At 60.3% G+C, this 23416-nt stretch carries 24 protein-coding genes; 11 read left to right on the forward strand and 13 right to left on the reverse strand.

Translation table 11 applies throughout. The features are described from left to right. Window positions 1–9: 9 nt before the first annotated feature. Window positions 10–888, reverse strand: a complete 879-nt coding sequence (locus tag G7016_RS07665) for a branched-chain amino acid ABC transporter permease (RefSeq protein WP_181112419.1) — start codon at window positions 886–888, stop codon at window positions 10–12. A gap of 72 nt (window positions 889–960) precedes the next feature. Beyond that, window positions 961–2172: an ABC transporter substrate-binding protein gene (locus tag G7016_RS07670; RefSeq protein ID WP_181112421.1), complete on the reverse strand. Its 1212-nt coding sequence runs from the start codon at window positions 2170–2172 to the stop codon at window positions 961–963. A gap of 200 nt (window positions 2173–2372) precedes the next feature. Between G7016_RS07670 and G7016_RS07675 the strand changes: the two genes are divergently transcribed. Further along, the gene (locus G7016_RS07675; protein WP_181112423.1) at window positions 2373–3401 is read left to right on the forward strand and encodes a LacI family DNA-binding transcriptional regulator; all 1029 of its coding nucleotides are present in this window, start codon (window positions 2373–2375) and stop codon (window positions 3399–3401) included. 126 nt (window positions 3402–3527) lie between these two features. Next, window positions 3528–4202, forward strand: coding sequence for an HAD family hydrolase (locus G7016_RS07680; RefSeq protein ID WP_181112427.1), 675 nt, complete (start codon window positions 3528–3530; stop codon window positions 4200–4202). A gap of 52 nt (window positions 4203–4254) precedes the next feature. Here G7016_RS07680 and mdtD read toward each other — a convergent pair whose 3' ends face one another. Next, a complete protein-coding gene (gene mdtD / locus G7016_RS07685; protein ID WP_181112429.1) occupies window positions 4255–5676 on the reverse strand; it encodes a multidrug transporter subunit MdtD in 1422 nt (473 codons plus the stop codon). Window positions 5677–5908: 232 nt separating this feature from the next. Between mdtD and G7016_RS07690 the strand changes: the two genes are divergently transcribed. Then, window positions 5909–6217: a hypothetical protein gene (locus tag G7016_RS07690; RefSeq protein WP_181112431.1), complete on the forward strand. Its 309-nt coding sequence runs from the start codon at window positions 5909–5911 to the stop codon at window positions 6215–6217. 55 nt (window positions 6218–6272) lie between these two features. On the opposite strand, the gene G7016_RS25790 is transcribed toward G7016_RS07690, so the two are convergent. Continuing rightward, window positions 6273–6641, reverse strand: coding sequence for a DUF7693 family protein (locus tag G7016_RS25790; protein WP_445674589.1), 369 nt, complete (start codon window positions 6639–6641; stop codon window positions 6273–6275). Between the two features lie 334 nt (window positions 6642–6975). Next, window positions 6976–7725, reverse strand: coding sequence for an RHS repeat-associated core domain-containing protein (locus G7016_RS07695; protein WP_181112433.1), 750 nt, complete (start codon window positions 7723–7725; stop codon window positions 6976–6978). An 808-nt stretch (window positions 7726–8533) separates the two neighbouring features. Here G7016_RS07695 and dusA point away from each other — a divergent pair. Further along, window positions 8534–9532: a tRNA dihydrouridine(20/20a) synthase DusA gene (gene dusA, locus G7016_RS07700; RefSeq protein WP_181112435.1), complete on the forward strand. Its 999-nt coding sequence runs from the start codon at window positions 8534–8536 to the stop codon at window positions 9530–9532. Window positions 9533–9648: 116 nt separating this feature from the next. Beyond that, window positions 9649–10578 (forward strand): transaldolase, encoded by a 930-nt coding sequence (tal, locus tag G7016_RS07705; RefSeq protein WP_181112437.1) that lies wholly within the window; start codon window positions 9649–9651, stop codon window positions 10576–10578. Window positions 10579–10681: 103 nt separating this feature from the next. Here tal and rssC read toward each other — a convergent pair whose 3' ends face one another. Together rssC and rssB are read right to left on the reverse strand one after the other, a co-directional pair. Next, window positions 10682–11164: an anti-sigma factor antagonist RssC gene (gene rssC / locus G7016_RS07710; RefSeq protein WP_181112439.1), complete on the reverse strand. Its 483-nt coding sequence runs from the start codon at window positions 11162–11164 to the stop codon at window positions 10682–10684. Then, window positions 11161–12345, reverse strand: coding sequence for a two-component system response regulator RssB (rssB, locus tag G7016_RS07715; protein ID WP_181112441.1), 1185 nt, complete (start codon window positions 12343–12345; stop codon window positions 11161–11163). The genes rssC and rssB overlap by 4 nt, the downstream gene beginning before the upstream one ends. A gap of 272 nt (window positions 12346–12617) precedes the next feature. Between rssB and G7016_RS07720 the strand changes: the two genes are divergently transcribed. Then, window positions 12618–12914, forward strand: coding sequence for a PilZ domain-containing protein (locus G7016_RS07720; RefSeq protein WP_181112443.1), 297 nt, complete (start codon window positions 12618–12620; stop codon window positions 12912–12914). Window positions 12915–12956: 42 nt separating this feature from the next. Here G7016_RS07720 and G7016_RS07725 read toward each other — a convergent pair whose 3' ends face one another. Beyond that, window positions 12957–13658: an MlaA family lipoprotein gene (locus tag G7016_RS07725; protein WP_181112445.1), complete on the reverse strand. Its 702-nt coding sequence runs from the start codon at window positions 13656–13658 to the stop codon at window positions 12957–12959. A gap of 200 nt (window positions 13659–13858) precedes the next feature. Here G7016_RS07725 and G7016_RS07730 point away from each other — a divergent pair, with 200 nt between their 5' ends. Next, window positions 13859–14122 (forward strand): DUF4404 family protein, encoded by a 264-nt coding sequence (locus G7016_RS07730; RefSeq protein WP_181112447.1) that lies wholly within the window; start codon window positions 13859–13861, stop codon window positions 14120–14122. 10 nt (window positions 14123–14132) lie between these two features. On the opposite strand, the gene queF is transcribed toward G7016_RS07730, so the two are convergent. After that, the gene (gene queF / locus G7016_RS07735; protein ID WP_181112449.1) at window positions 14133–14963 is read right to left on the reverse strand and encodes an NADPH-dependent 7-cyano-7-deazaguanine reductase QueF; all 831 of its coding nucleotides are present in this window, start codon (window positions 14961–14963) and stop codon (window positions 14133–14135) included. A gap of 183 nt (window positions 14964–15146) precedes the next feature. Here queF and G7016_RS07740 point away from each other — a divergent pair, with 183 nt between their 5' ends. Beyond that, complete coding sequence (locus G7016_RS07740; protein ID WP_181112451.1) at window positions 15147–15581, forward strand: CBS domain-containing protein; 435 nt, start codon at window positions 15147–15149, stop codon at window positions 15579–15581. Window positions 15582–15610: 29 nt separating this feature from the next. Here the strand turns inward: G7016_RS07740 and G7016_RS07745 are convergent, their stop codons facing one another. From G7016_RS07745 to G7016_RS07755, 3 genes are read right to left on the reverse strand one after another with little or no spacing between them, the layout of a single operon-like run. Continuing rightward, window positions 15611–16855: a lipoprotein-releasing ABC transporter permease subunit gene (locus G7016_RS07745; protein ID WP_181112453.1), complete on the reverse strand. Its 1245-nt coding sequence runs from the start codon at window positions 16853–16855 to the stop codon at window positions 15611–15613. Between the two features lie 48 nt (window positions 16856–16903). Then, entirely contained in the window at window positions 16904–17587 is a 684-nt protein-coding gene (lolD, locus tag G7016_RS07750; RefSeq protein ID WP_181112455.1) for a lipoprotein-releasing ABC transporter ATP-binding protein LolD, read from the reverse strand. Window positions 17588–17594: 7 nt separating this feature from the next. Continuing rightward, window positions 17595–18842, reverse strand: a complete 1248-nt coding sequence (locus G7016_RS07755; RefSeq protein WP_181112457.1) for a lipoprotein-releasing ABC transporter permease subunit — start codon at window positions 18840–18842, stop codon at window positions 17595–17597. Window positions 18843–18935: 93 nt separating this feature from the next. On the opposite strand from G7016_RS07755, the gene G7016_RS07760 reads away from it, so the two are divergent. Together G7016_RS07760 and G7016_RS07765 are read left to right on the forward strand one after the other, a co-directional pair. Beyond that, the gene (locus tag G7016_RS07760) at window positions 18936–19508 is read left to right on the forward strand and encodes a PilZ domain-containing protein (protein ID WP_181112459.1); all 573 of its coding nucleotides are present in this window, start codon (window positions 18936–18938) and stop codon (window positions 19506–19508) included. A 25-nt stretch (window positions 19509–19533) separates the two neighbouring features. After that, the gene (locus G7016_RS07765) at window positions 19534–20256 is read left to right on the forward strand and encodes a glycerophosphodiester phosphodiesterase (protein WP_181112461.1); all 723 of its coding nucleotides are present in this window, start codon (window positions 19534–19536) and stop codon (window positions 20254–20256) included. A 42-nt stretch (window positions 20257–20298) separates the two neighbouring features. On the opposite strand, the gene sthA is transcribed toward G7016_RS07765, so the two are convergent. Next, the gene (sthA, locus tag G7016_RS07770; RefSeq protein WP_181112463.1) at window positions 20299–21693 is read right to left on the reverse strand and encodes a Si-specific NAD(P)(+) transhydrogenase; all 1395 of its coding nucleotides are present in this window, start codon (window positions 21691–21693) and stop codon (window positions 20299–20301) included. A gap of 374 nt (window positions 21694–22067) precedes the next feature. On the opposite strand from sthA, the gene G7016_RS07775 reads away from it, so the two are divergent. Continuing rightward, window positions 22068–23351, forward strand: a complete 1284-nt coding sequence (locus tag G7016_RS07775) for an MFS transporter (RefSeq protein WP_181112465.1) — start codon at window positions 22068–22070, stop codon at window positions 23349–23351. Window positions 23352–23416 lie beyond the last annotated feature (65 nt).

The raw sequence follows: 23416 nt of genomic DNA on the forward strand, positions 1-23416 counted from the left end.
TAAGGCTCCTTATTCCGACCCACGCCCGGCACCGAACAGGCCGGTGGGGCGCACGACCAGGATGCCGAGGAAGATGAGGAAGTACACGACCTCCTTGAGGTCTGGCGCGATGTAAAAGCCCGCCAGGCTGTCGACGATGCCAATGAGCAACGAGCCCACCAGGGCGCCGGAAAGGCTGCCCAGGCCGCCCAGCACCACAATCACAAAAGCCGTGAGCACGAAGAACGTACCTACGGTGGGAAACACTGGGTACTGCGGCGCGATCATGCCGGCGGCCAGGCCCAGGCAAGCGCACCCCAAGCCAAACGCGAACACATAGATGCCTTTCACATTCACGCCCATCAGCTGCGCCGCATTGCGGTGCTGGGCGGTGGCGCGCACCGCGCGGCCCAGGAAGGTGTTGTGCAAGAACCAATGCAGCGCCCCGACCAGCAGCAGCGACACCGTAAAGGTTGCCAACTGGCCGGTGCTGGCCCGCAGCCCACCCAGGCTTACGCTACCGGTACCCCAACCGCTGGGGTTGCTGACCGTGTGCACGTCTGCGCCGAACACCAGCAGCGCGGCATTCATCAGGGCGATGGAGACACCAACCGTGGCGAAGATTTGAATGTGACCTTCGGCGTTTAGCAGCGGCTGGATGACAAAACGCTGCATCGCCGCGCCCAGGCAGAACAACACTGCCACCGTGGGCACGATAGCTACATACGGGTGCAACCCCAGGTGCTGGTTGAGCAGGTACACACAGTACATGCCGATCATCAGGAACTCGCCATGGGCAAAGTTCACGACCCGAACGATCCCGAAGATCAAGGTCAGGCCAATGCTGATGATCGCCAGCGTGCCGCCTAACAGCACGCCGTTGAGCAGCAACTGCAAGAAAATCTCCATGGGTTAGTCCCTCCTGCGAGCGAACGGGGCCGCGGAACACGCCTGTGGCGGTTCCGGGCCGGTGGAGGTCAGTCAGGGTTGGGTGGCCAGGCGCGCTTCAGAGACGGCGGCCGACTGCGGGTATACCGTTTTCAGCACGCCGCCCTGCCACTGCATCACGGTGGTTTCGGCGCGTTCGTTCTGGCCGTTCGCGCCGAACTTGGCGCCAATCCCGGCGGCGGTCTGCCCTAAGGGAATATCTACCTTGGCCACCGCGGCGCGGATGTCGTCGGCTTCGAGGGATTTCGCGCTTTCCATGGCATCGAGGAAAATCTTGGCGCCCACGTAGTTGATCAGGCTATGCCCGGACCGCGGTTCGCTGCCGTAGCGTTTGCGATAGGCGTCGGCGAAGGCTGCGATCCCAGGCGCGCCGCTTTCGTTGGTCTGGAACTGCGGGAAGTCCACGTCCAGCACCCCTTCGATGTTCTGCGCGCCCACCGCTTTGGCGGTGTCCTGCATGGAGTAGCCGCCCCCCGCCCCGATGACGGCCTTGGGCGTATAACCGGCTTCTCGTGCCTGGCGGAAATACAGCACCGTGTCGTTCTGGTAGGACGTCTGCAGCACGATGTCCGCGTTGGCGCCCTTCAACCGGAGGATCAACGAAGACAAGTCGACCGCCTTGGCCGAATACGGCAGGGTTTCGACAATCGTCAGGCCTTTTTCAGCCGCGAACTGCTTCTGAAACTTGGCCACGGTGGTGCCGTACAACGCGTCCTCATGGATGATGGCGATCTTCAAGGATTTGGGGTCCACGCCCAGCTTGGGCGCTACCAGGTCGGTGACCGCCGTGATGGTGCCCTTGGCGAAGCTCTTGGCGGTGGGGTTGCTGCGGAAGACGTATTGCAGGCCGCGGTCAGTGATGTCGTCCGACACGGCGCCCAGCTCGAAGTACGGCACGCCGGCGACTTCGGTCACCTGCGTTGCCGCAAACGACAGCGCCGACGAATAGCTGCCAAACACCGCGGTAACGTTTTGCCCGGAGGTCAGCTGTCGGGCAGCGCCTACGGCTTGGCCGGCGTCTACGGCATCGGCCTTCACCAGGTTGATCTGCTCGCCTTTTAGGCCGCCCGCAGCGTTGCGCTCGGCGATGGCGATTTCTACGCCTCTATAACTTTCATCGCCCAGCAAGGCAAGCCCACCGCTGAAAGGGAACAGCGCGCCGATGCGTACGTCGGCCATGGCTGAAACAGAAGCGCTGATACAGAGGGCAGCGAGGCCGAGTTTGGCCCAGGGAAGGGTTGTCATCGCAGATGTCTCCTGGTTGCAGCACGCCAGTCAGCGTACTTGAACCGGTTCAAATCCATGGTAGCTCAACGCCCGTAAAGGGCTTCGGGATCTGTATCCGGTGTCGTTTATTGGATTTATTCTGACCAAGACTACTTTTTGAACCGGTTCATATCTACGCCGGTGATACACTCGTGTCAAGCCACTGCTCGATGGATGTCATGCTGAAAATCGAAAAACCCAAGCTGCGCGATGTCGCGAAATTGGCCGGCGTATCGCTGGGCAGCGCTTCTCGAGCCATCTCTTCGCCGACTTTGGTCAAGCCGGCAACGCTGGCAAAAGTGGAAGCCGCGGTGCAGGCACTGGGCTATGTGCGGGACGGCGCGGCACGGGCGCTTGCGCTGCGCCGCACCTTCAGCGTGGCGGCGATATTTCCCACGCTCAACAACCCCATTTATGCCGATTCCATCCAGGCCCTGCAGCAGCGCCTCAACAGCCATGACTATCAGCTGCTGATCGCTTCACATGAGTACGACCGGCGCCGCGAATTGATAAGCGTGCGGAATTTCATCGACCGAGGCGTTGAAGGCGTGCTGCTGGTAGGCACCGATCACGACCCCGCCGTTTTTGAAGCGCTGCGCCTGGCCCAGCGGCCCTATGTGCTGATGTGGTCGGTCGATGATGCCGCAGACCATTACTGCGTGGGGTTCAGCAACGAGCAAGGCGGCGCTCAGGTTGCCCGACACCTGCTTACCCTTGGCCACCAACACTTGGCGGTAGTGACGGGCGCGCGCGCGCATAACGAACGCGCGCGCTGGCGTGTGCAGGGGGTTCGCAACGCGCTGCAGGCCGCCGGGCTCGACCTGCCCGAATCCCACGTCATCGAACAGCCGTTTACCCTGGACGGCGGCCGTGTCGGCTTGCGCCAGGCATTGGCCCTGCACCCCCGCCCTACCGCGCTGGTGTGCACCACCGACCTGCTCAGCCTGGGCGCCTGCGACGAAGCCCGCCGCCAGGGCATCGCCATCCCGGCACAGCTGTCCGTCACCGGCTTCGACAACATTGATTTCGCCGCCGTGGCCACCCCGCCGCTTACTTCTGTGAGCGTGCCCATCGAAACCATCGGGCATTTGAGCGCGGATACGTTGATCGCTCAGATCGAGGGGCGCTCGCCGGCTCGGCTGGTGGCCCTGGAGACTGAACTGGTGGTGAGGGGGAGTACGGGGCGGGTGGTTGAGGGGGGTAAATGAGTCACCAGGCTGGGATTCAGCGAGGGCCGAAGTAGCCCCTGATGCTCGCCCTTCCCGCCACTGCACTTGAACGATCCCGCATTGATTTCCCTCTCATGAAGACGCCCGCTTCGTTGGAGCAACCTAATGCGCGACAAAACCTCGTTTATCTTTGACCTTGACGGCACCTTGACCGACAGCGTTTACCAGAATGTGGCTGCCTGGAAAGAGGCATTGGATGCCGAAGACATTCCGCTGGCCATGTGGCGCATCCACCGGAAAATCGGCATGAGCGGTGGCTTGATGCTCAAGAATCTGAGCCGGGAAACCGGACTGGACTTGAGCGAGCAACAGGCGGACCGACTCAGCAAGCTTCACGCTGAGGCGTACGAGCGGTTGCAGGGCCAGATCATCGCGCTGCCGGGCGCCATGGACCTGTTAAACAGGCTGAACGACGAGAACCTTTCCTGGTGCATCGCCACCAGCGGGGAAATGGCCACGGCTGAAATCAACCTCAGGGCGCTTGGGCTCAAAAGCGATAGCATCAACCTGGTCACCCGCGACGACGTCAAACAGGGCAAGCCTGACCCCAGCCTGTTCATAGCGGCGGCGGACAAGATGGGCGTGCCCATTGAGGAGTGCCTGGTGGTTGGCGACGCCATCTGGGACATGCTTGCCGCCCGGCGCGCCAAGGCCATCGGTATCGGTTTATTGTCCGGCGGCTACGATGTCAGTGAATTGGAGCGCGCCGGCGCGTTGCGGGTGTATGCCGATCCGCTGGATCTTTTGAACCATCTGGACGAAGTGGCGACGTTCGAGTGATTGTGGGCGCTGGCGTACTGCGGGATTCCGACGCTCCCCATGCGCACAGCCGTCACGCCTTATTCCGCACCAGCACGGTGTTTGTGCTTACATCCGCAGGCACCCGTGCAAATATCAGCGCTGGCAAGGCGATGATGACGCCTGCGCATAACCACGTCTTGACGAAGGCCTCCTGCATCTCCGGGGTGTTCATCCCAGCCTGATGTGCGAAGGCCCCAAGCACAAGGCCTGCGACAGTAACGCCTATGCTCATTGTCAGCTGCTGGGTCATGGACATCAGGCTGTTCCCGCTGCTGGCCAAGGCATCCGGAAGCTCTTTGAGGGTCAGGTTGTTCATTGTGGAAAAGCGAACCCCATTGACCATGCCCTGGGCAAAAAGCACAAGCGGCATCAGCCATATCCACCCCATAAGCGCAACCAAAGGGAAAATCACGACCACGAGCGCCAACCCCAAAGTGGCCCCGACGAGCACATGGCGATAGCCGAACCGATTGACTATTTGCACCACGATTCGCTTCATTCCCATGTTCCCAAGCACCATGGGAACCATCATCAGGCCGGCGTGCAATGGCTCAAACCCGAGCCCGATCTGCAAGAACATCGGCACCAGGAAAGGCAGCATGGCGCTACCGATGCGGCCAGCAAAGCTGCCTGTCAGGCCGATAGAAAACACACGGTTGTCGAATAGCGTCAGGCTGAACAGTGCCCGGTCATTTCCCCTGGCGTACGCCAGATAGATGGCCACGGAGAGTATGCCCGTCAACACTGAGCCATAGAAAATCGCCGACGACTCACCGAGCAGGGCCGGCCCGTCAAGCGCCACCGTCAGGCTGGCCATCGCCAATGCCAGCAGTACATAACCAAGAAAGTCGAAACGGCGAGGTGGCAGCATCAGGTTTGGCAGCAACCGCCATGTAGCAACTGCGCCGATCAAGCCCACGGGTAGATTGATCAGGAAAATCCAGTGCCAGCTCGCATACTGAACGATCAGCCCGCCCAACGCAGGGCCCACCAATGGGCCAACCTGCCCAGGTAACGTTACAACAGTCATGGCTGACAGATACTGATCTCGGGGTACCAGTTTCAGGACAGTCAGCCTGCCGACTGGAACCATCATGGCGCCGCCTATGCCTTGAACGATCCGGGAAAGTATCAGCGCGTCGAGCGTTCCGGAGCACGCGCAGAGGAGCGAACCAAGGCTGAACAGTATGATCGCGCTGAAGAATACGTTTCGCCCGCCGAAGCGATCTGCCAGCCAACCGCTCACAGGTAGGGTGATCGCAACAGTCAGCACATACGCCACGATCACTGAGTGCATTCGCAGCGGGTCAACACCCAGGCTCGTTGCCATGGATGGCAAGGCCGTATTGACGATCGTTGTGTCCAGCGTTTGCATGAAGAACCCGAAGGCAACGATCCAAAGCTGCCACCGTAGCTTGGTAGGTTCTGAGAGGTTTGAAAGGCTTGCACTCACTGGAAATCACCACATCAGGCTGCTGGGCTGAGGCCCCTCGTCAGAGCTGGGCCTTAAGCGTGCGTCTCCGGTTAGCCGGGTTGCGGCCGATGATAGCTCACGAATATCAGGACGTAGCTGCCATCAACCGGATCGATTCCCACCATCGTTCCTATCAAGTTCTCGTCACCTCCTTTCAGAGAGACACTGACCCCGTAGACAAAAACACTTTCTAGATTACGGAGAACACACCATGAAAAACCAATTTGCAGCCCTCGCGTTCATCCTCGTTGCCGGCATCTCCAGCAGCCTCCAAGTTGTCCACGCCGACACCCTGATAGCGCGGGACGGCGCCGAACGCACCCCACAAACCGTCGTGCAGGATGGTTCGGATCGCAGCCTCAATACCGTTGCACAGGGCGGCTCGGATCGCAGCCTTAACACCGTCGCCCAGGACGGCTCGGATCGCAGCCTTAACACCGTTGCACAGGACGGCTCGGATCGCAGCCTTAACACCGTCGCACAGGACGGCGCTGACCGCGCACTGAACGCTGTTGCATGAAGGTTGGATTGGGTCTTTGAGGTCGAGATGCTCACGTGATGCGGTAGTCTGCGTCCTACAGCCCTTTCAAAAGTCGCTCGAATGTTGCGAGCTCCCAGGTCGACATTAGCTCCATGGGATCAGTACCGAAGCGTTGGCTGCTATCGAACTCCCAGCGGCGCCCGTCTGGCGCCACGCAGGACTGACAGTGATCCAGGGTATCGCAGCCGTAGTAGATCGAGAGCCTCCAGCCATCTACGTCGATTTCGAGACAGCTCGCGTACTTCTTATCCCTAGCTTGGCTACCCACTCGCCTCATGGTGCGCGTACCGAGGGCAACATCCTTCAGCACTTGATACACCTCCCTAACATTTAGGGTCTGCTCCGCAATAGGCTCGTTGCAGGTTTTCATTATCCGTTCGATAGACATCCCGCGATTGCGCATTGCGGCGTCTACCCTCCTATGGCCCTGGAATGCTCAGGGTATCATTTTCATGCTTTGAGCTGACGAGCTAGCAGCTAGTCGGGTGACGGGCTCTAGCTCCCGACGTGCGACCTATCCGTTGGCAGCCTGCAAACGATCAAGGTTTTGCATTCTCGATAAACTGTCGCACCGCTTTTCTTTATGCGGATCTGTGCGGCATATACCGGCGTTGCGTCCTTTTTCTTTCTTACGTGGGTCCCTGCAGACGCTGCCTACCCGGCGCCCTGAAAACGCCTGTTCCAAGGCCTTCTTCATCCGACTTATCCTCGCGGCGCCCGCCCGAAAAGAATGCGTTTCATCGCCGAGGAATCTGCGGTGGGCGACCTGTATACATATCGAAAGCGTAGGTATCGCCATCCCGGAATCTGGATCGCCGCTTAATGTAGATCTTTTTCAATGGATCCATATATTCATTTCTTAATACAGGATCTTTTTTTAAAATATTTATACTATGTACAAATTTACGATGGAGCCTCACACCATGCTCCAGGTTTTCAGCCTGCAACTTGGGAGAAGTCGCTTGATACAAAAACTTCTCTAAGTTAAACGCCTCTATTTCTGGCCGATGTACCCCCAAATAGCGGTGAAGCAGATTGATCGCACGGGACCGTATGTTTTCTTCAAATTTTACCTGGACACCGCCAAGCGTTCTCTTGTCTACCTCCGCAACCTCCATCTTAAATAGCCCGATACGGCGTCGGGCCTTCATTATCGCCTTTGCCTTCGCCAATGCGGAAAGCGGCATATGGCCGGACGGGTCTGACCAATTGACAGGATCGCCAGCGCAAAAAGCATAGCTATTCAATACGGTGAATGGCGATAGATTGTCCGCACGATAAAAACTCTGAAGCGTTGGGCTGAAATGCCGGTAACCATTACCCAAGGCGTAGGTCGAGAGGATCCCCTCACGCAGCTCCCCATTGTGGCCGCTTAGGCCGGGCGGCTCCCGGCAGTAACCAAAAGGTGAATAAGCGAACCGTGCTTGCGGCTGGCCTATTGCGACAACAGGGGTGTTTTCGTTGGTACAGCCAAGTAATGTATTCATCACAATAGCCAAAGGACATTTGCATTTCACCCTAGCCTGGACTAACAGAATTGTCATACTGATAGTTTGATAGGTACCTCTACATTCACTGCCCAAGTTAGCAGCTTTATCGCTTGGAGGTTGCCATTCATTCATACTAGCCCCGACATGCCAGTGTGCTGAGCCGGAGAGTACGCTTCGTATCCATGAGGCCTGGGACATGGATAGCCTGCGGGAAACCTGACGCTGTCCTTTCGCAACGGCGCCGCATTGAATTCGCGCTCAACCTACAGCGCATTGATGACGGAAAGGTCGATAACCTCGGCGCCCTGCTGAACCTGGGTAACCTCCTTCGGAAAATGCTCTTATGGCAAGCTCCACGTCACTGCTCGGAGGAGAGCCGGTCGACCGCAGCGGCTGGCGTATCTGTGTGCGAGTGAGGGAATGCCAAGCGTGCGGCAGAGCGGGCGCCAGGCGAATGCGTGAAGCACCCGGTGTCAGCTGTCCATGGCTGTTCGTCAATGACGGTGAGGTCCAATTGCCCTGTTGTGTGTGAACACTAAGGAAATCAGTGCCTGACTCGCCCGGAACCGAAGGCGCTGGCGATGCAGGATGCAGGATGCCCGGGTTTGATCCATAGATAATGGTGTCCGCCCGACCGGACAGGGCAAATACCTGTTCTCAGCTGATCGAGCGACTTTGGAAATTGCTTCATCGGATTGTATCGAGTTTTAAAGAAATCGAACCAAATCCTCAATCGGCTAACATGGCTGCACAACGGGGCGCGATGTTAGAATACCTGCATTTCCCCTCTGAGCTTCCAACGCCGATGTCCGCCACAACCGCCGATAAAACGCCCACCTTTCTTAGGCGTTTTTCTGTTGCCCCCATGATGGATTGGACAGACCGCCACTGTCGTTACTTCCTCCGTCAGCTCTCCCGAAACGCCCTGCTGTACACGGAAATGGTCACCACCGGCGCGTTGCTCAACGGCGATGCAGCGCGTTTCCTTCAGCATGATGCCGCGGAATACCCACTGGCGTTGCAGCTGGGGGGCAGCGTGCCGGCGGACCTTGCCGCGTGTGCGCGGATGGCCGAAGCGGCGGGTTACGATGAGGTGAACCTGAACGTGGGCTGTCCGAGCGATCGGGTACAGAACAACATGATAGGCGCCTGCCTGATGGCCCACCCTGCCTTGGTGGCGGAGTGCATCAAGGCGATGCAGGACGCGGTGAGCATCCCCGTCACGGTAAAGCACCGCATCGGGATCAACGGCCGTGACAGCTATGAGCAGCTGTGCGATTTCGTGGGGCAAGTGGCGGAAACGGGCTGCACCAGCTTCACCGTGCATGCGCGCATTGCCATCCTCGAAGGCTTGTCGCCGAAGGAAAACCGCGAAGTGCCGCCGCTGCGCTACGACGTGGTCACCCGGCTGAAGGCGGATTTTCCAGCCTTGGAAATCGTGCTAAATGGCGGCATCAAAACCCTCGAAGACTGCATGACCCACCTGCAAACATTCGATGGGGTGATGCTGGGCCGCGAGGCGTATCATAACCCTTACCTATTAGCCGACGTGGACCAGCGCCTATTCGGTGCCACAGCGCCCGCCATCAGCCGCAGCGAAGCGCTGGCACGGATGCGCCCGTACATTGCAGCCCATATCGCCGCAGGCGGTGCCATGCACCATGTCACCCGGCATATGCTCGGGCTTGGTCAGGGCTTCCCCGGTGCAAGGCGCTTCCGCCAGCTGCTGTCCGTGGACATCCACAAGTCGAAGGACCCGCTGGCGCTGCTGGATCAAGCCGCCACCTTGCTCGAAGGTCGCTGAGCCGGAACCCCGCAGCGCCCACGCACTCGAAGGTCGTATTCTTTTGGCTGCTGGGCCGTTGAGGCCCCGCCGCTGCTGGAGTAATGTCGTCAAACCGTACAGGACAGAGATCGCTCATGACTTCCAAGCTGGAACAACTGAAACAATTCACCACCATCGTGGCTGATACCGGCGACCTGGACGCCATCAAGCGCCTTAAACCGCAAGATGCGACCACCAACCCGTCCCTTCTGCTCAAAGCCGCCAGCCTGCCTGGCTACGCTGAAGTACTGAAACAGACCATCAGCGCCTCCAACGGCGACGTGGGCGTGGCGGCCGATGCGCTGTCGGTCGCGGTGGGTGGGGAAATTCTCAAATTCATTGACGGCCGCATCTCTACCGAGGTGGACGCGCGCCTGTCCTTCGATACCCAAGCCATGCTGAACAAGGCTCGCCACCTGATCGAGCTGTACGACAAGGCCGGCGTGAGCAAAGACCGTGTACTGATCAAACTGGCCTCCACCTGGGAAGGCATCCGCGCGGCGGAGCAGCTCGAGAAGGAAGGCATCCAGTGCAACCTCACCCTGCTCTTCTCGTTCGCTCAGGCCGCGGCCTGCGCCGATGCCGGTGTGTTCCTGATCTCGCCGTTCGTGGGCCGTATCTACGACTGGTACAAGAAGGCCAACAACACCGATTACACCGGCGCCGAAGATCCGGGCGTGCAGTCCGTAACGCGCATCTACAACTACTACAAGGCCAATGACTACAAGACCGTAGTAATGGGCGCCAGCTTCCGTAATACCAGCCAGATCGAACAACTGGCCGGCTGCGATCGCCTGACCATCAGCCCGGATCTGCTCGACAAGCTACTGCAGGACGAAGGCAGCCTGGAGCGCAAGCTCAAGCCGGGTACCGGTGGCGAAGCCAAGCTTGAGCTGGATGAGGCGAAATTCCGTTGGCTGTCCAACGAGGACGCCATGGCCACCGAGAAACTGGCCGAAGGCATCCGGCAGTTCGCGCGGGATCAGGAAAAGCTCGAGAAGTTGATCAGCGAATACAAAGGCTGATAAGCACTTAGGCTTGGGTTAGCCCGGAATGGAGCTTTCGCCATTCCCGGGCTAGCGCCCCGTCTTACCTTCGCTGCGTGTCGCGGGAATACAGCGCTATGCGCTAGCTGCGCTCGAGGGCGTTGACGAGGTCGTGGAACGCTTCGCGGTTCGAGTCGTTCAGGCCCATGAGGATCTTGTGGGCCTCGAGCACCTTGGACCGCACCACATCTTCAGATTGGTCTTGAGAAGGCAGGTCCGTCAAACACTCCGGGCACGGGATAGGCCGGTCCACGATATTGAACACCTGATCGAAGCCCATTGAGGCCAACAACCGGGTGATATCTTCGTGCGTGGTGACCACCGTGGGCAGCAGCCCCACCTTCTGCCGCGACAGGATCGACAGCTTGGCCAACAGCCCCAGCGTGGTGCTGTCTATGCTGCGGGTTTCGGTCAGGTCGATCACGATCGCCGAGAAGTCCAGGGCGGAAAAAATCCGCTCGATGGTTGCATCCAGGGCGGAACATAGTGTCAGGCGCACTTCCCCCACGAACTTGAGGACAAAGGTGCCATTCTGTTCGGCAAACTGGATTCTACCGGTACTCATTCAAAATTCCTGCTAAGCACCAACATGGCGATGTCGTCCGGCATCTCTCCAAGGGTGGCCAATCCGAACTTCTGGCGCAAGCCATCCAGGCTCCCGCCCGCAGCCTTGACGATTTCCGGCAAGGCGGCCTCTTTATCCCTGAGCGTTTCCCCTGGCAACAGGTCCAGGATGCCATCAGAGAAGAGAGCCAGGCTGAAACGCTCCGGCAGCTCAATCACGTGGTTGCTGTAACTGGCTTCATCGAACAGGCCAACCGGCAACCCACGCCCCTCCAGATAATGCGCCTGATCGCCTGTAAAGAATACCGGCAAGGGCAGATGACCTCCGATGCTGTACGTCAATCGCCCGGTTTCTTCGTTGATGACGCCGCCGACCATGGTCACGTGTTTGCCCAGCTTGCAGTTGATCAAGCCCTTGTTGATATGCGACAGCACATCCGAGGGGCGGAATTCAGGCATCAGCCCGTTGCGCCTGGACTCAAACATCAGGCGCGTGGTCATGAATTTCAAGAGCACCGTCACAAATGCCGACGAAGCGCCGTGACCTGATACGTCCGCCAGGTAGAACGCTACCCGCCGATCGTCCACGCGGAAGCAATCGACGAAGTCGCCCGACAGGTAGAGCGACGGAATGATCTGATGCTCGAAACGAAAAGCGCCCGTGACCCAAGGGTTCACCGGCAGCATGTTCATTTGCACCTGGCGACCGGCGTTCTGGTCTTCCTGAAGCAAGTGGAGGCTGGCTTCGAGCTCCCGGTTGGCAGTTTCGAGCTTCTCGCGGTAGCGCTGGTTCTCGCGCATCAGGCGGGAACGGTCCAGCGCGCGATGCACTGAATGCTCCAGCACGGCCAGGTCTTCCAGCGGCTTGATAAGGTAGTCTGCAGCACCCAGGCGTAGCGCTTCCACGGCATCGCTCATCACGCCCGCGCCAGACACCACGATCACCGGTACGCCAGCACCACGCTCGCTGATCTGACGAATGATGTCGAGGCCGCCGAGCTGGGGCATGCGCAAGTCGCAGATCACGAGGTCCGGGCGCGCTTCCTCGAACACCTCAAGGCCTCGCAACCCGTTGCTTGCCTGCAGCACGTAGAAGCCACTGTCTTCGAGGTAGGCAGCCAGGCTGGCCCGCACTACGTCGTCATCGTCGATTATGAGCAGCGTTGCACTGGAGTTTTGCATGTGGGCAAACGGCGCCAGAAATGGGTTGGCTTCAGGGAGGCTCGGCCGGGGCAGAACGGCATCGCTGGTTTCTTTTCTGGCCCCTCCTGTACGGTGTAGGTCAATAAACCCTGCACGGCAAATATTGGAGGTGCCCTGTAAGGCGCAGACGGTACTCCCATCCGCCAGGCGTTTCAAGCGGGCACCGATGGTCGCACGGCCCCTTTACACGGTAATTGACGTAGCGTTATAAAACCGTGAAAGCTTTTTAGTACCCATCAAAGGAAGAGAACATGGGCCAGCTGGACCAGCAGTACAGCGAAAAACGGGATTTCATTCGCATGACCGTCGATGCAGAGGTCACCGCCACCGCGCGTGGGGAGAAAATCCAGGCCATATGTCACGACCTTTCAGGCAATGGCATACAGCTTCGCGCCAAATGCGACTGGCAGGCCGGCGAGAAGGTGCAGGTGCACCTACCTTCACACTCCCAGGAACTCACCGACTATAACGCCATGACCGAGGTAGTGCGGGTAGAGGAATTGCCGAATGGCGAACGCCTGCTTGGCCTCAGCGTGATCAGGAACTGAAAGAACGAAGGGGCCGCAATGGCCCCTTCGCTTGTAGAACGATCAAAAGTCGTCTTCGACCTGCCCATCCTTGACCTTGAACTCGCGATTCTGCAAATAGGCGTTGCGCAGGAACAGGTACTTGTCCCCATTGATCAGCTTCTCGGCCGACAACAGGCTTGCACGGGTATCGATGATGTCCGCGCCCAGAATGGTGTTACGGGTAGGCACATGGTCGATGTAGCGGTACGGCCGCGCGTAGGTGTCCGGGTATTTGCCGATAGCATCACGCACAGTGCTTGGCCCGAAGAACGGCAGCATCACGTAGGGCCCGCTGGAAACCCCCCAATAGCCCAGCGTTTGGCCGAAGTCTTCCTCGCTGCGCTGCAGGCCCATGCGGGTGCCCACATCAAAGAAGCCCAACAGCCCGAACGTGGTGTTGAAGATCAACCGTGCGGTGTCCTTCCCAGCGGCGGCCGGCTTGGCCTGCAGCACGTTATTTACCAGGTTTGTGACGTCGCCCACATTATTGAACATATTGTGGATGCCATCTTCCAGGAACTGCGGCGTAACCGTGTCGTAGGCCTTGGCGATCGGCTTGAGCGTGTAGGTATCGAGCGTGTCGTTGAAGCGGAACACCGCGCGATTCACGCCCTCCCACGGATCTTCATCGGCGGCCTGGCTGAGAGCCGGCGACAGGGCCAGGCCCGCCACAAGGCAGGGACCGGCAAAACGACTGAACAAGGCGACACCCTTGCAACGCATAATCAATTCCTCATGAATGAGAGCAACGCAATTGGCGCCTGCCCGCGTCAAAACGATCCCAGTATAAGCGCTGAGCGCGCGCTTGCGCAGGCACTTGCCTTGAGCACTCGATCAAGGCCTGGCCTAAGCTTGTGACACCGCTAGGGATTTTTTAGCGGCCCGGGGCGGTCAATGCTGTGCTGACTTGAAAGGAGAACCCTATGCCAGCCCGCGAACTGCAAGCCCAACTGGATGCCTTGCGTGACGAAATCGAACGTAACCCACCCGCCACGCTGGAAGAGCGCGCAGAGCTCACCGAACTGATGCAGCAACTTCAGGCTCGGGTCGAGCTTGAGAACGCCACCCATGCCGACAGCCTGGTGGACAACGTGAACTACGCCGCCGAGCGCTTCGAGGTGAAGCACCCGGGGCTTGCCGGCACCTTGCGCAACATCGTGCAAACCCTAGGCAACATCGGCATCTGACGCTTGCCTGCTACTGCCGGGCCAGCCGCGCGTTATCGAAGTGCTGCGCGTGGGTACTGCGATAGGGGTTGATATCCAACCCACCGCGGCGCACGTAACGCGCGAATACGGTCAGGCGCTCGGGCTTGAGCAGGCGCTGCAGGTCCATGAACACGCGCTCCACGCACTGCTCATGGAAATCCGAATGCTCGCGGAAGCTCACCAGGTAGGCCAGAAAGCTTGCGTGGTCCAGTGCCGGGCCCGTATAGCTCACCGCCAGGCTGCCCCAGTCCGGCTGGCTGGTAACCGGGCAGTTGGATTTAAGCAAATGGCTGTGCAGGCTTTCTTCCACGATGCTGGAAGGGTCGCAGCGCAGCAGTTCCGGGCGAGGGTGGCTGTAATCACTGGTCGAAATGTCCAGGTCATCCACGCAAACGCCTGGCAACGTACCGATCCCCTGCCCTTCTACGTCCGCAAGGCGCTGGATGCGCACGCCGACCGGCTTGCCCGCCGCTGCGGAGAGGTCGTTCACCAGGCAGGCCTGCAGGGCCTCCGAGGACGCGAATACCGTCTGGTTCATCGAGTTCAGGTACAGCTTGAACGACTTGCTCTCGATGATGTTGGGCGAATCCGCCGGGATGGAGAACTCTGCGATCGCCACCACGGGCTTGCCCGAGGGCAACAGCCAGGACAGCTCGTAGCAGTTCCAGTAATCCACGCCCATGTATGGCAGGGTGCTGGCGGTAAGGCCCAGCTCTGCCCATTTGGCCGCGCGCGGGATCGGAAACAGCAACTCCGGCGTGTAGGTAGAAACGTATTGGCTGGCTTTGCCCAGGGGTGAATCTTCGGCGGCAGGGTGCATCGTGGCGAACCTTGAAACGAAACAGGTGGCCATTCTACCGGGTCGGCACCCTTCCCTGCACCCGACAGCCCCTTATCACCGATCAGTATTTTCAATGGGCCACGCGCTTGTGGGATGGCGATACGTGAACGATGCTAGCTGGGCCGATGCGCGACCTTCTTCCAATCACAACCGAGGCCAGCCATGAAGACCGTAGCCCAGCTGATGAAGCTCAAGCCACACCAGGAGGTGTTCACCATCAGCCCGGACCAGATGGTGCTGGACGCATTGAAGCTGATGGCGGAGAAAAACGTGGGTGCGCTGCCAGTGGTAGAAAACGGCGCTGTGGTCGGGGTGGTGAGCGAGCGGGACTACGCCCGCAAGATGATCCTGGTCGGCCGTTCCTCGGTAGGCACGCCCGTGCGGGCGATCATGAGTGCCCCGGTGATCACCGTGGGCCCGGGAGAGAACATCGAGACTTGCATGAACACCATGACTGACAGCCACCTGCGCCACCTGCCCGTGGTCGAGGACGGCCAGCTGGTCGGCCTGCTCTCGATTGGCGACCTCGTTAAAGAAGCCATCGCCGAGCAGGCCAACCTGATTCAGCAGCTGGAGCAGTACATTCGAGGTGAGTGACAAAGGGTGCGCGTCGAGCACCCTCCAGGTCACTCATACCGAAGCGCGTAGGCCGGCTCGATCTGCGACGCCCGCCAGGCGGGGTATAGCGTAGCGAGGAAGCTGAGCACCAGCCCGGCGCCGCTGACCAGCATTACATCCTGCCATTGCAGCTGCGACGGCAGGTTGCTGATGAAATACACGTCCGACGTGAAGATATGCTGGCCGGTGACACGCTCCAGCCAGCCGACGATCTGGCTCACGTTCAGCGCCACTACAATGCCCAGCACGCTGCCCACCAACGTACCGACCACCCCGATGATGCTGCCCTGCACCATGAAGGTGGCCATTACTTGCCGCGGGGTGGCGCCGATGGTGCGCAGGATGGCGATGTCAGCGCCCTTTTCGTTCACCACCATTACCAGCGTGGCAATGATATTGAAGGCGGCCACCGCCACGATCATCAGCAACAACAAGCCGATCATGGTCTTTTCCATTTTCATCGCGCTGAACAGGCTGCCTTGGGTGTGGGTCCAGTCGTCCGGGTGATAGCCCTGCCCCAGCTCCGCAACGATGTTCTTGGCCACTTGCGGCGCCGCCCAAAGGTCACGCACCTTCAGGCGCACGCTCTGCACTTGCCCCGGCTGCCACTTCTGCACTTCGGCGGCGTCGGCCATATGCATCAACGCCAGCGAGCCGTCGATTTCGGCGCCCACACGGAAAATGCCCACCACATTGAGCCGCTGCATGCGCGGAGTGATCCCGCCCGGCGCGCTGCTCAGCTCTGGCACGATCAGCGTGATCTTGTCGCCCACGTTCAGGCGGAAGCGCCTGGCGGTGATATCACCGATTACTACGCCGAACTCGCCTGGTACCAGCTGCTGCAGGCTGCCTTGGGTGATGTGGCTGGCAACGATGGAGACCTTGGCTTCTTCGGCCGGGTCTACTCCGCTGAGCTGGATCGGTTGCATGGCGCCTTTGTAGGACAGCATGCCGTCCAGCTCGGTAAACGGGGCGGCCGCCAGCACCTCTGGATTACGCAGCGCGGCCTGGGCAACCGGGCGCCAGTCATTGAGCGGGGTATCGCCTACCACGGCGGCGTGAGGGACCATCCCGAGAATTCGGGCGCTCATCTCCCGTTGGAAGCCGTTCATCACCGACAGCACCACGATCATCGCCAGCACGCCGAGTGCCAGCCCGATCATCGAGGTCATGGAAATGAAGGAAATGAAGTGATTGCGGCGCTTGGCCCGGGTATAGCGAGCGCCGATAAAGAGAGGCAAGGGTCTGAACATGCGCGGCACCGTAAAAAATAGGCAGGAGGCGATGGGCGCCTCCGGGAATCAGAGAGGCACCAGGCGGCCTTCGTCCAGCTTGAGCACGCGATCCATCTGCCGTGCCAGCACCGGATCGTGGGTTACGACCAGGAAGGCAGTACGCAGCGAGCGGCTGAGCTCCAGCATCAGGTCCTGGATACCCTGGGCCGTGTGTTGGTCCAGGTTACCTGTGGGCTCATCGAGCATCACAAGGCCAGGCTCATTGACCAGTGCACGAGCAATGGCAACACGCTGACGTTCACCGCCGGACAGCTCCGCCGGCTTGTGCGCCAGGCGGTGGCCCAGGCCTACCCGCTCCAGCAGGGCGGTCGCCCGCCGCTTGGCTTCGGGGATAGGCGTGCGGCCAATCAGCAGGGGCATGCACACGTTCTCGAGCGCGGTGAATTCCGCCAGCAGATGGTGGAACTGGTACACGAAGCCCAGCGCGCGATTGCGCAGCAGGCCGCGATCACGCTCGTTCAGCGCCGACAGCTGCTCACCGGCCAGCCACACACTGCCCTCACTGGGCGTGTCCAACCCGCCCAACAGGTTGAGCAGCGTACTCTTGCCGGAGCCGGAGGTGCCCACGATGGCCACGCGCTCGCCGGCGTGCAGCTCCAGCTCAAGGTTCGACAACACCACCACCGACTCCGGGCCTTCCTCGTAGGCCTTGCCCAGGTTGCGGCAGCTCAGTACGGCTTTTTCGCTCATGCCCAACTCACTCATAACGTAGTGCCTCCGCGGGCTGGGTGCGCGCCGCGCGCCAGGCCGGGTACAACGTGGCAAGGAAACTCAAGGCCAGCGCCGCGCCACACACCAGGAACACGTCCTCGGCCATCAGCTGCGACGGAATGTAATCAATGAAGTAGACGTCAGGGTTGAGGAATTTATGCCCGATCAACCCTTCGAGCCCGGCGATTGCGCGGCTCACGTTAAGCGCGCCAAGAATCCCGAGGACGCCGCCAACCAGCGTACCGATCACTCCGATGATGGTGCCCTGCACCATGAACACGCCCATCACTTGCCGCGGGGTCATGCCCAGGGTACGAAGAATGGCGATATCACCGCGCTTGTCGTTCACCACCATCACCAGCGTGGAAATGATGTTGAACGCTGCCACCGCCACGATCAGCAACAACAACAGGCCGATCATGTTCTTTTCCATGCGGATGGCCTGGTACAGGTTGCCGTGGGTGCGGGTCCAGTCCCGGGTGTAATAGTCATCGCCCAGCTGCTGCGCCAGCTGATAGGCCCCGCGTGGCGCCTGGAAAAGGTCGTCGAACTTAAGCCGCAAGCCTTGCACCTGCCCGGGCTTCCAGCGGTGCAGGCGGCCAAGGTCTTCCAGGTTGGCCAACCCCAGGTAGCCGTCGATTTCCCCGGCACCCACATGGAAGATGCCCGTGACGGTGAAGCGCTTCATGCGCGGGAACATGCCCGCCGGGGTCACGGTGACTTCAGGTGCGACGAAGGTGACCTTGTCGCCCACCTTCACGCCCAGCTTGGCCGCGGCCTTGTCGCCGATCATCAGCCCGAAGCCGCCGCTGGACAGGTCGCTGAGTTTACCCTCGCGCAAAAAAGCATCGATGATCGAAACCTGCGACTCCTGCGCGGGGTCAATGCCGTTGAGCAATACCTTCTGCACCTGGCCGTTGTTGGTGAGCAACCCCTGCAACTGGGTGAACGGGGCTACCGCCGCCACACCGGGGAACGCATCGGCCTTGGCCGCGAGTGCCTGCCAGTCGCTGATGGGCTGGCCGGCCTCGATGGTTGCGTGGGGCACCATGCCCAGCACGCGGTTGCGCATTTCGCGGTCGAAACCGTTCATGACCGACAGCACCACGATCATTACGATCACGCCGAGGGCGAGACCGGTCATGGACGTCAGTGATATGAATGAAACGAAGTGATTCCGACGCCTGGCGCGGGTGTAGCGCGCGCCGATGAAGGCAAAAAGAGGTCTGAACATGTAAGTGCTTGTTCGGAGTGAAAGGAACATCCGTGTGGCGGGTCCGCTTCGGCGGCCGTACACTCGGACCACAACCGCCAACTTGGGTTCGCCATGCCGACACCAGATGAAGTAGAGCGCCGCGAATACTACCGTATCGAGGATCGCATCGCACTTGAAATAACCCCGCTGAGCGAGGCGGCCAACGCCACGCCGGAGGACTCTCCGCTGTTCAGCCTGCTCAGCGAGCTGCACCTGAGCGAGTTTGAATCCCAGCACCTGCTACGCCAGCTGGGCGAAACCAACCGTGCCCTGAGCGGCTTTCTGAAGGCACAGAGCAAACGGATCGACCTGCTGAGCCAGGTTGTGGCGCAAATGCTGATGGGCGCCTTGAGCGAGCCGCAAGACGTGGTGATTTCCGAAGCGGGGCTGGATTTCCAACACCCTGTCCGCTTCCCGCCAGGCACCCGGCTGGACCTAAAAATGGCGTTCCCTCCGCAAGCCCTTGGCATGATGCTACGGGCCCGGGTGGTGCACTGCGATATGCTTCCCGACGGCGGCTTCGCCATCGGTGTGGAATTCGAAGGCAGCACCGATGCCCAGCGCCAGCTGCTGGCGCGCTATGTGCTGCAAAAACAGGCGATGGAACGTCGCCAGGCCCTCGACCAGGCACTGGACGCGGTCTGAACACTTTTTCTCAAGGAAATCAGCTGTGACCCTGATTTATGGCCACCGCGGCGCGAAAGGCGAGGCGCCGGAAAACACGCTCGCCAGCTTCAAAACTTGTCTGGAACACGGCGTGAAGCGCTGCGAACTGGACCTGCACCTCTCCAGCGACGGGGAGTTGATGGCTATCCATGACCCTACCCTGAAGCGAACCACCGATCGCCGTGGCCGGGTAGTGGATTACACCGCCGCCGAACTGGTGGAGATCGACGCGCGCAAGGGTGGCCCCGGGTGGCTGCACCCCTGCCCCATTCCGAGGCTGGAAACGCTGTTCGGACAATGCCCGTTCGAACACTGGCAACTGGAAGTGAAAAGCGCCTCGCGCACTCGCGCAGTGACCACCGTGCTGGCGATACGCGAAATGGCGCAGCGCCATGGCTTGCTGGACAAGGTCACCATCACCTCCAGCTCGCGGGAGGTATTACGCGCGGCAGCGGAGTTGGTACCGGATATTTCCCGCGGGTTGGTGGCGGAATACGCTTGGCTGGACCCGCTGAAGGTCGCCCAGAACTATGGTTGCCAATACCTGGCGCTGAACTGGACGCTGTGCACCCCCGAGCGCCTGCTCAAGGCGCAGCGCCAAGGGTTGCACGTGTCGGTATGGACGGTGAACGAGCCAGCGCTGATGCGCCGGCTCGCCGACTTCGGCGCGGACAGCCTGATTACAGACTTTCCCGGTTTGGCCATTGCCACCCTCGAGAATCGCTGAAGGCTTGCGCCCCGGCCGGCTCGGGCCACCGGCCGGAGCCGCTCAAAAAAGCCGGTTCAGGCCGTCGTACGCCGCTACCCGATAGGCTTCGGCCATGGTCGGGTAGTTGAACGTGGTGTTCACGAAGTACTTCAAGGTGTTCAACTCGCCCGGCTGGTTCATGATGGCCTGGCCGATGTGCACGATCTCCGACGCCTGGTCACCGAAGCAGTGCACGCCCAGCACCTGCAGGGTTTCCCGGTGGAACAGGATTTTCAACATGCCCACGGGCTCGTTGGAAATCTGCGCGCGCGCCATGCCCTTGAAGAATGCCTTGCCTACTTCGTACGGTACTTTTTCTGCGGTCAGCTCCTGCTCGGTACGGCCGATGGAGCTGATTTCCGGAATGGTATAGATGCCGGTGGGCACGTCGTTCACGAAGCGCCAGCTGCCGTTGTCGACGATGGTGCCAGCGGCCGAGCGGCCCTGGTCGTAGGCTGCACTGGCCAGGCTCGGCCAGCCGATCACGTCGCCCGCGCCATAGATGGTCGGCACGCTGGTACGATAGCCTTCGTCCACTTCGATCTGGCCGCGGCTGTTTACCTTGATGCCGATGTTTTCCAGGCCCAGGCGGTCAGTGTTGCCGGTGCGGCCATTACACCACAGCAAGGCGTCGGCCTTGATTTTCTTGCCGGACTTCAGGTGCAGCACCACGCCGTTGTCCACGCCCTCTACGCGTTCGTACTCTTCCTGGTGGCGCACCATCACGTTGTTGTTGCTGAAGTGATAGCTCAGGCCCTGGGAGATTTCCGAATCCAGGAAGCTCAGCAGCTGCTGGCGGTTGTCTACCAGTTCGACCAGCACGCCGAGGCCGCTGAAAATGGAGGCGTATTCGCACCCGATCACGCCGGCGCCGTAAATGATCAGCTTGCGCGGGGTGTGGGTGAGGCTGAGGATGGTGTCGCTGTCATAAATGCGCGGGTGGCCGAAGTCGATATCCGCCGGCCGGTAAGGGCGCGAGCCGGTGGCGATGATCACTTGCTTGGCGACGAGTTTTTCCTGGGCGCCGTTGGCGCATACCACTTGAATGGTTTGCTCGTCCGAGAAGCTGCCGGTGCCGAAAAACACATCAACACGGTTGCGGGCGTAGTAGCTGGTGCGTGAAGCCACCTGCTTGGCGATCACCCGCTCGGCACTCTTGAGCACGTCTGGGAATGAGAACCAGCGAGGCTCGCCGATGACCCGGAACATTTCGTTGGTGTTGAACTGGATGATCTGCTTGACCGAATGGCGCAGCGCCTTGGACGGGATAGTCCCCAGGTGGGTGCAGTTGCCGCCGACCTGCCGACGATTATCCACCATCGCCACTTTGCGGCCTGCCTTGGCGGCGTTCATTGCCGCGCCTTCACCCGCTGGGCCCGAACCCAACACCACTACGTCGTAGTTATAGACAGCCATGCGTACTCCTTCAGAACAGGCCGCGGCGCCACTGGGCTGCCTGCGGCTCGAAATGCCCGGACTCACACCCCTACGGTGTGCAGTCTAGCCAAGCTGCAAGGCGCGAACATTAACCGTTAGCCGCAGCCTTGGCTATCTCGGCTTCTGCACAATTGTAGTTACCGCTTTCGCAACAATGCCTGCCCTCCTTCCTTTCCGATGACTACAGAACGCTACCTATCCGGCCCCACCGAACGAGTTTCATTTGCCCCGGTCCATTGGTAACACATATGGTTACAAATCCGCCCCAGCCGTGGCGGAGCCGCGCGACTGAACCTGCGCAGGCGTCTAGCACAGGGATTCCCTCCACTCCAATCGATAAACGGGTACCTTTCATGGCCTCTCCAACAGGCAAGGGCAAGGCGATTTTTCGCGTTGTCAGCGGTAACTTCCTTGAGATGTTCGACTTTATGGTCTACGGCTTCTATGCCACGGCCATCGCAGCCACCTTCTTCCCTACGGACAGCGCCTTCGCGTCACTGATGCTGTCGCTCGCAACCTTCGGCGCCGGCTTCCTGATGCGCCCGCTCGGCGCTATCGTGCTAGGCGCCTACATCGACCGCCATGGCCGCCGCCAGGGGCTGATCGTCACCCTCGGCCTTATGGCCATGGGCACCTTGTTGATCGCCTTGGTGCCCGGCTACGCCAGCATCGGCGTAGCCGCGCCGATCCTGGTGCTGGTGGGGCGCCTGTTGCAGGGCTTCTCGGCCGGTGTGGAACTGGGCGGTGTATCGGTGTACCTCGCCGAGATCGCGACCCCGGGCAGAAAAGGCTTCTTCGTCAGTTGGCAGTCCGCAAGCCAACAGGTTGCAGTGGTGTTTGCGGGGTTGCTCGGTGTGATTCTGCATCAATTCCTCTCCCCTGCTGAAATGAACCAATGGGGCTGGCGCGTGCCCTTCCTGATCGGCTGCCTGATCGTGCCGGTGATCTTCTTCATCCGCCGCTCGCTGGAGGAAACACCCGAGTTCCAGGCGCGCACCCATCGCCCGACCATGCGTCAGGTGCTGGCTTCCATCGGCCAGAACTTCGGCCTGGTGATCGCCGGCATGGCCATGGTGGTGATGACCACCGTGTCGTTCTACCTGATCACGGCGTACACCCCCACGTTCGGCAAGGCCGAGCTACACCTGTCCGAATTCGACGCCCTCGTGGTAACCATGTGCATCGGGCTGTCGAACTTCATCTGGCTGCCCGTGATGGGCGCGGTATCTGATCGCATCGGGCGCAAGCCGCTGCTGGTGACCACCACGGTACTGGCGATCATCACGGCCTACCCACTGCTCTCGTGGCTGGTCGGCTCGCCGAGCTTCGCCCACTTGCTGGTCGTGGGCTTGTGGCTGTCGTTCCTGTATGGCTCGTATAACGGTGCGATGGTAGTCGCGCTCACCGAAATCATGCCCAAGGAGGTCCGCACCACCGGCTTCTCCCTGGCCTACAGCCTGGCCACCGCTACCTTCGGCGGCTTCACCCCAGCAGCCTGCACCTGGCTGATCCACGCGCTGGGCAACCAGGCCGCGCCGGGGCTGTGGCTGAGCGGCGCTGCGGTAATGGGGTTGGTTGCAACCTTGATCCTCTTCCGCAACAAAGATGCGCAAGTGCGGATGGCAGAGGCGGCATAGGCGCCGATCTTGTAGGAAAAGGGGAAGAATAAAGCACCACACTTTCCCTTGGTTGCCATCAGCGG

This window comes from Pseudomonas japonica, assembly GCF_013522925.1.
In the GTDB taxonomy this organism is placed as follows: Bacteria; Pseudomonadota; Gammaproteobacteria; order Pseudomonadales; family Pseudomonadaceae; genus Aquipseudomonas; species Aquipseudomonas japonica_A.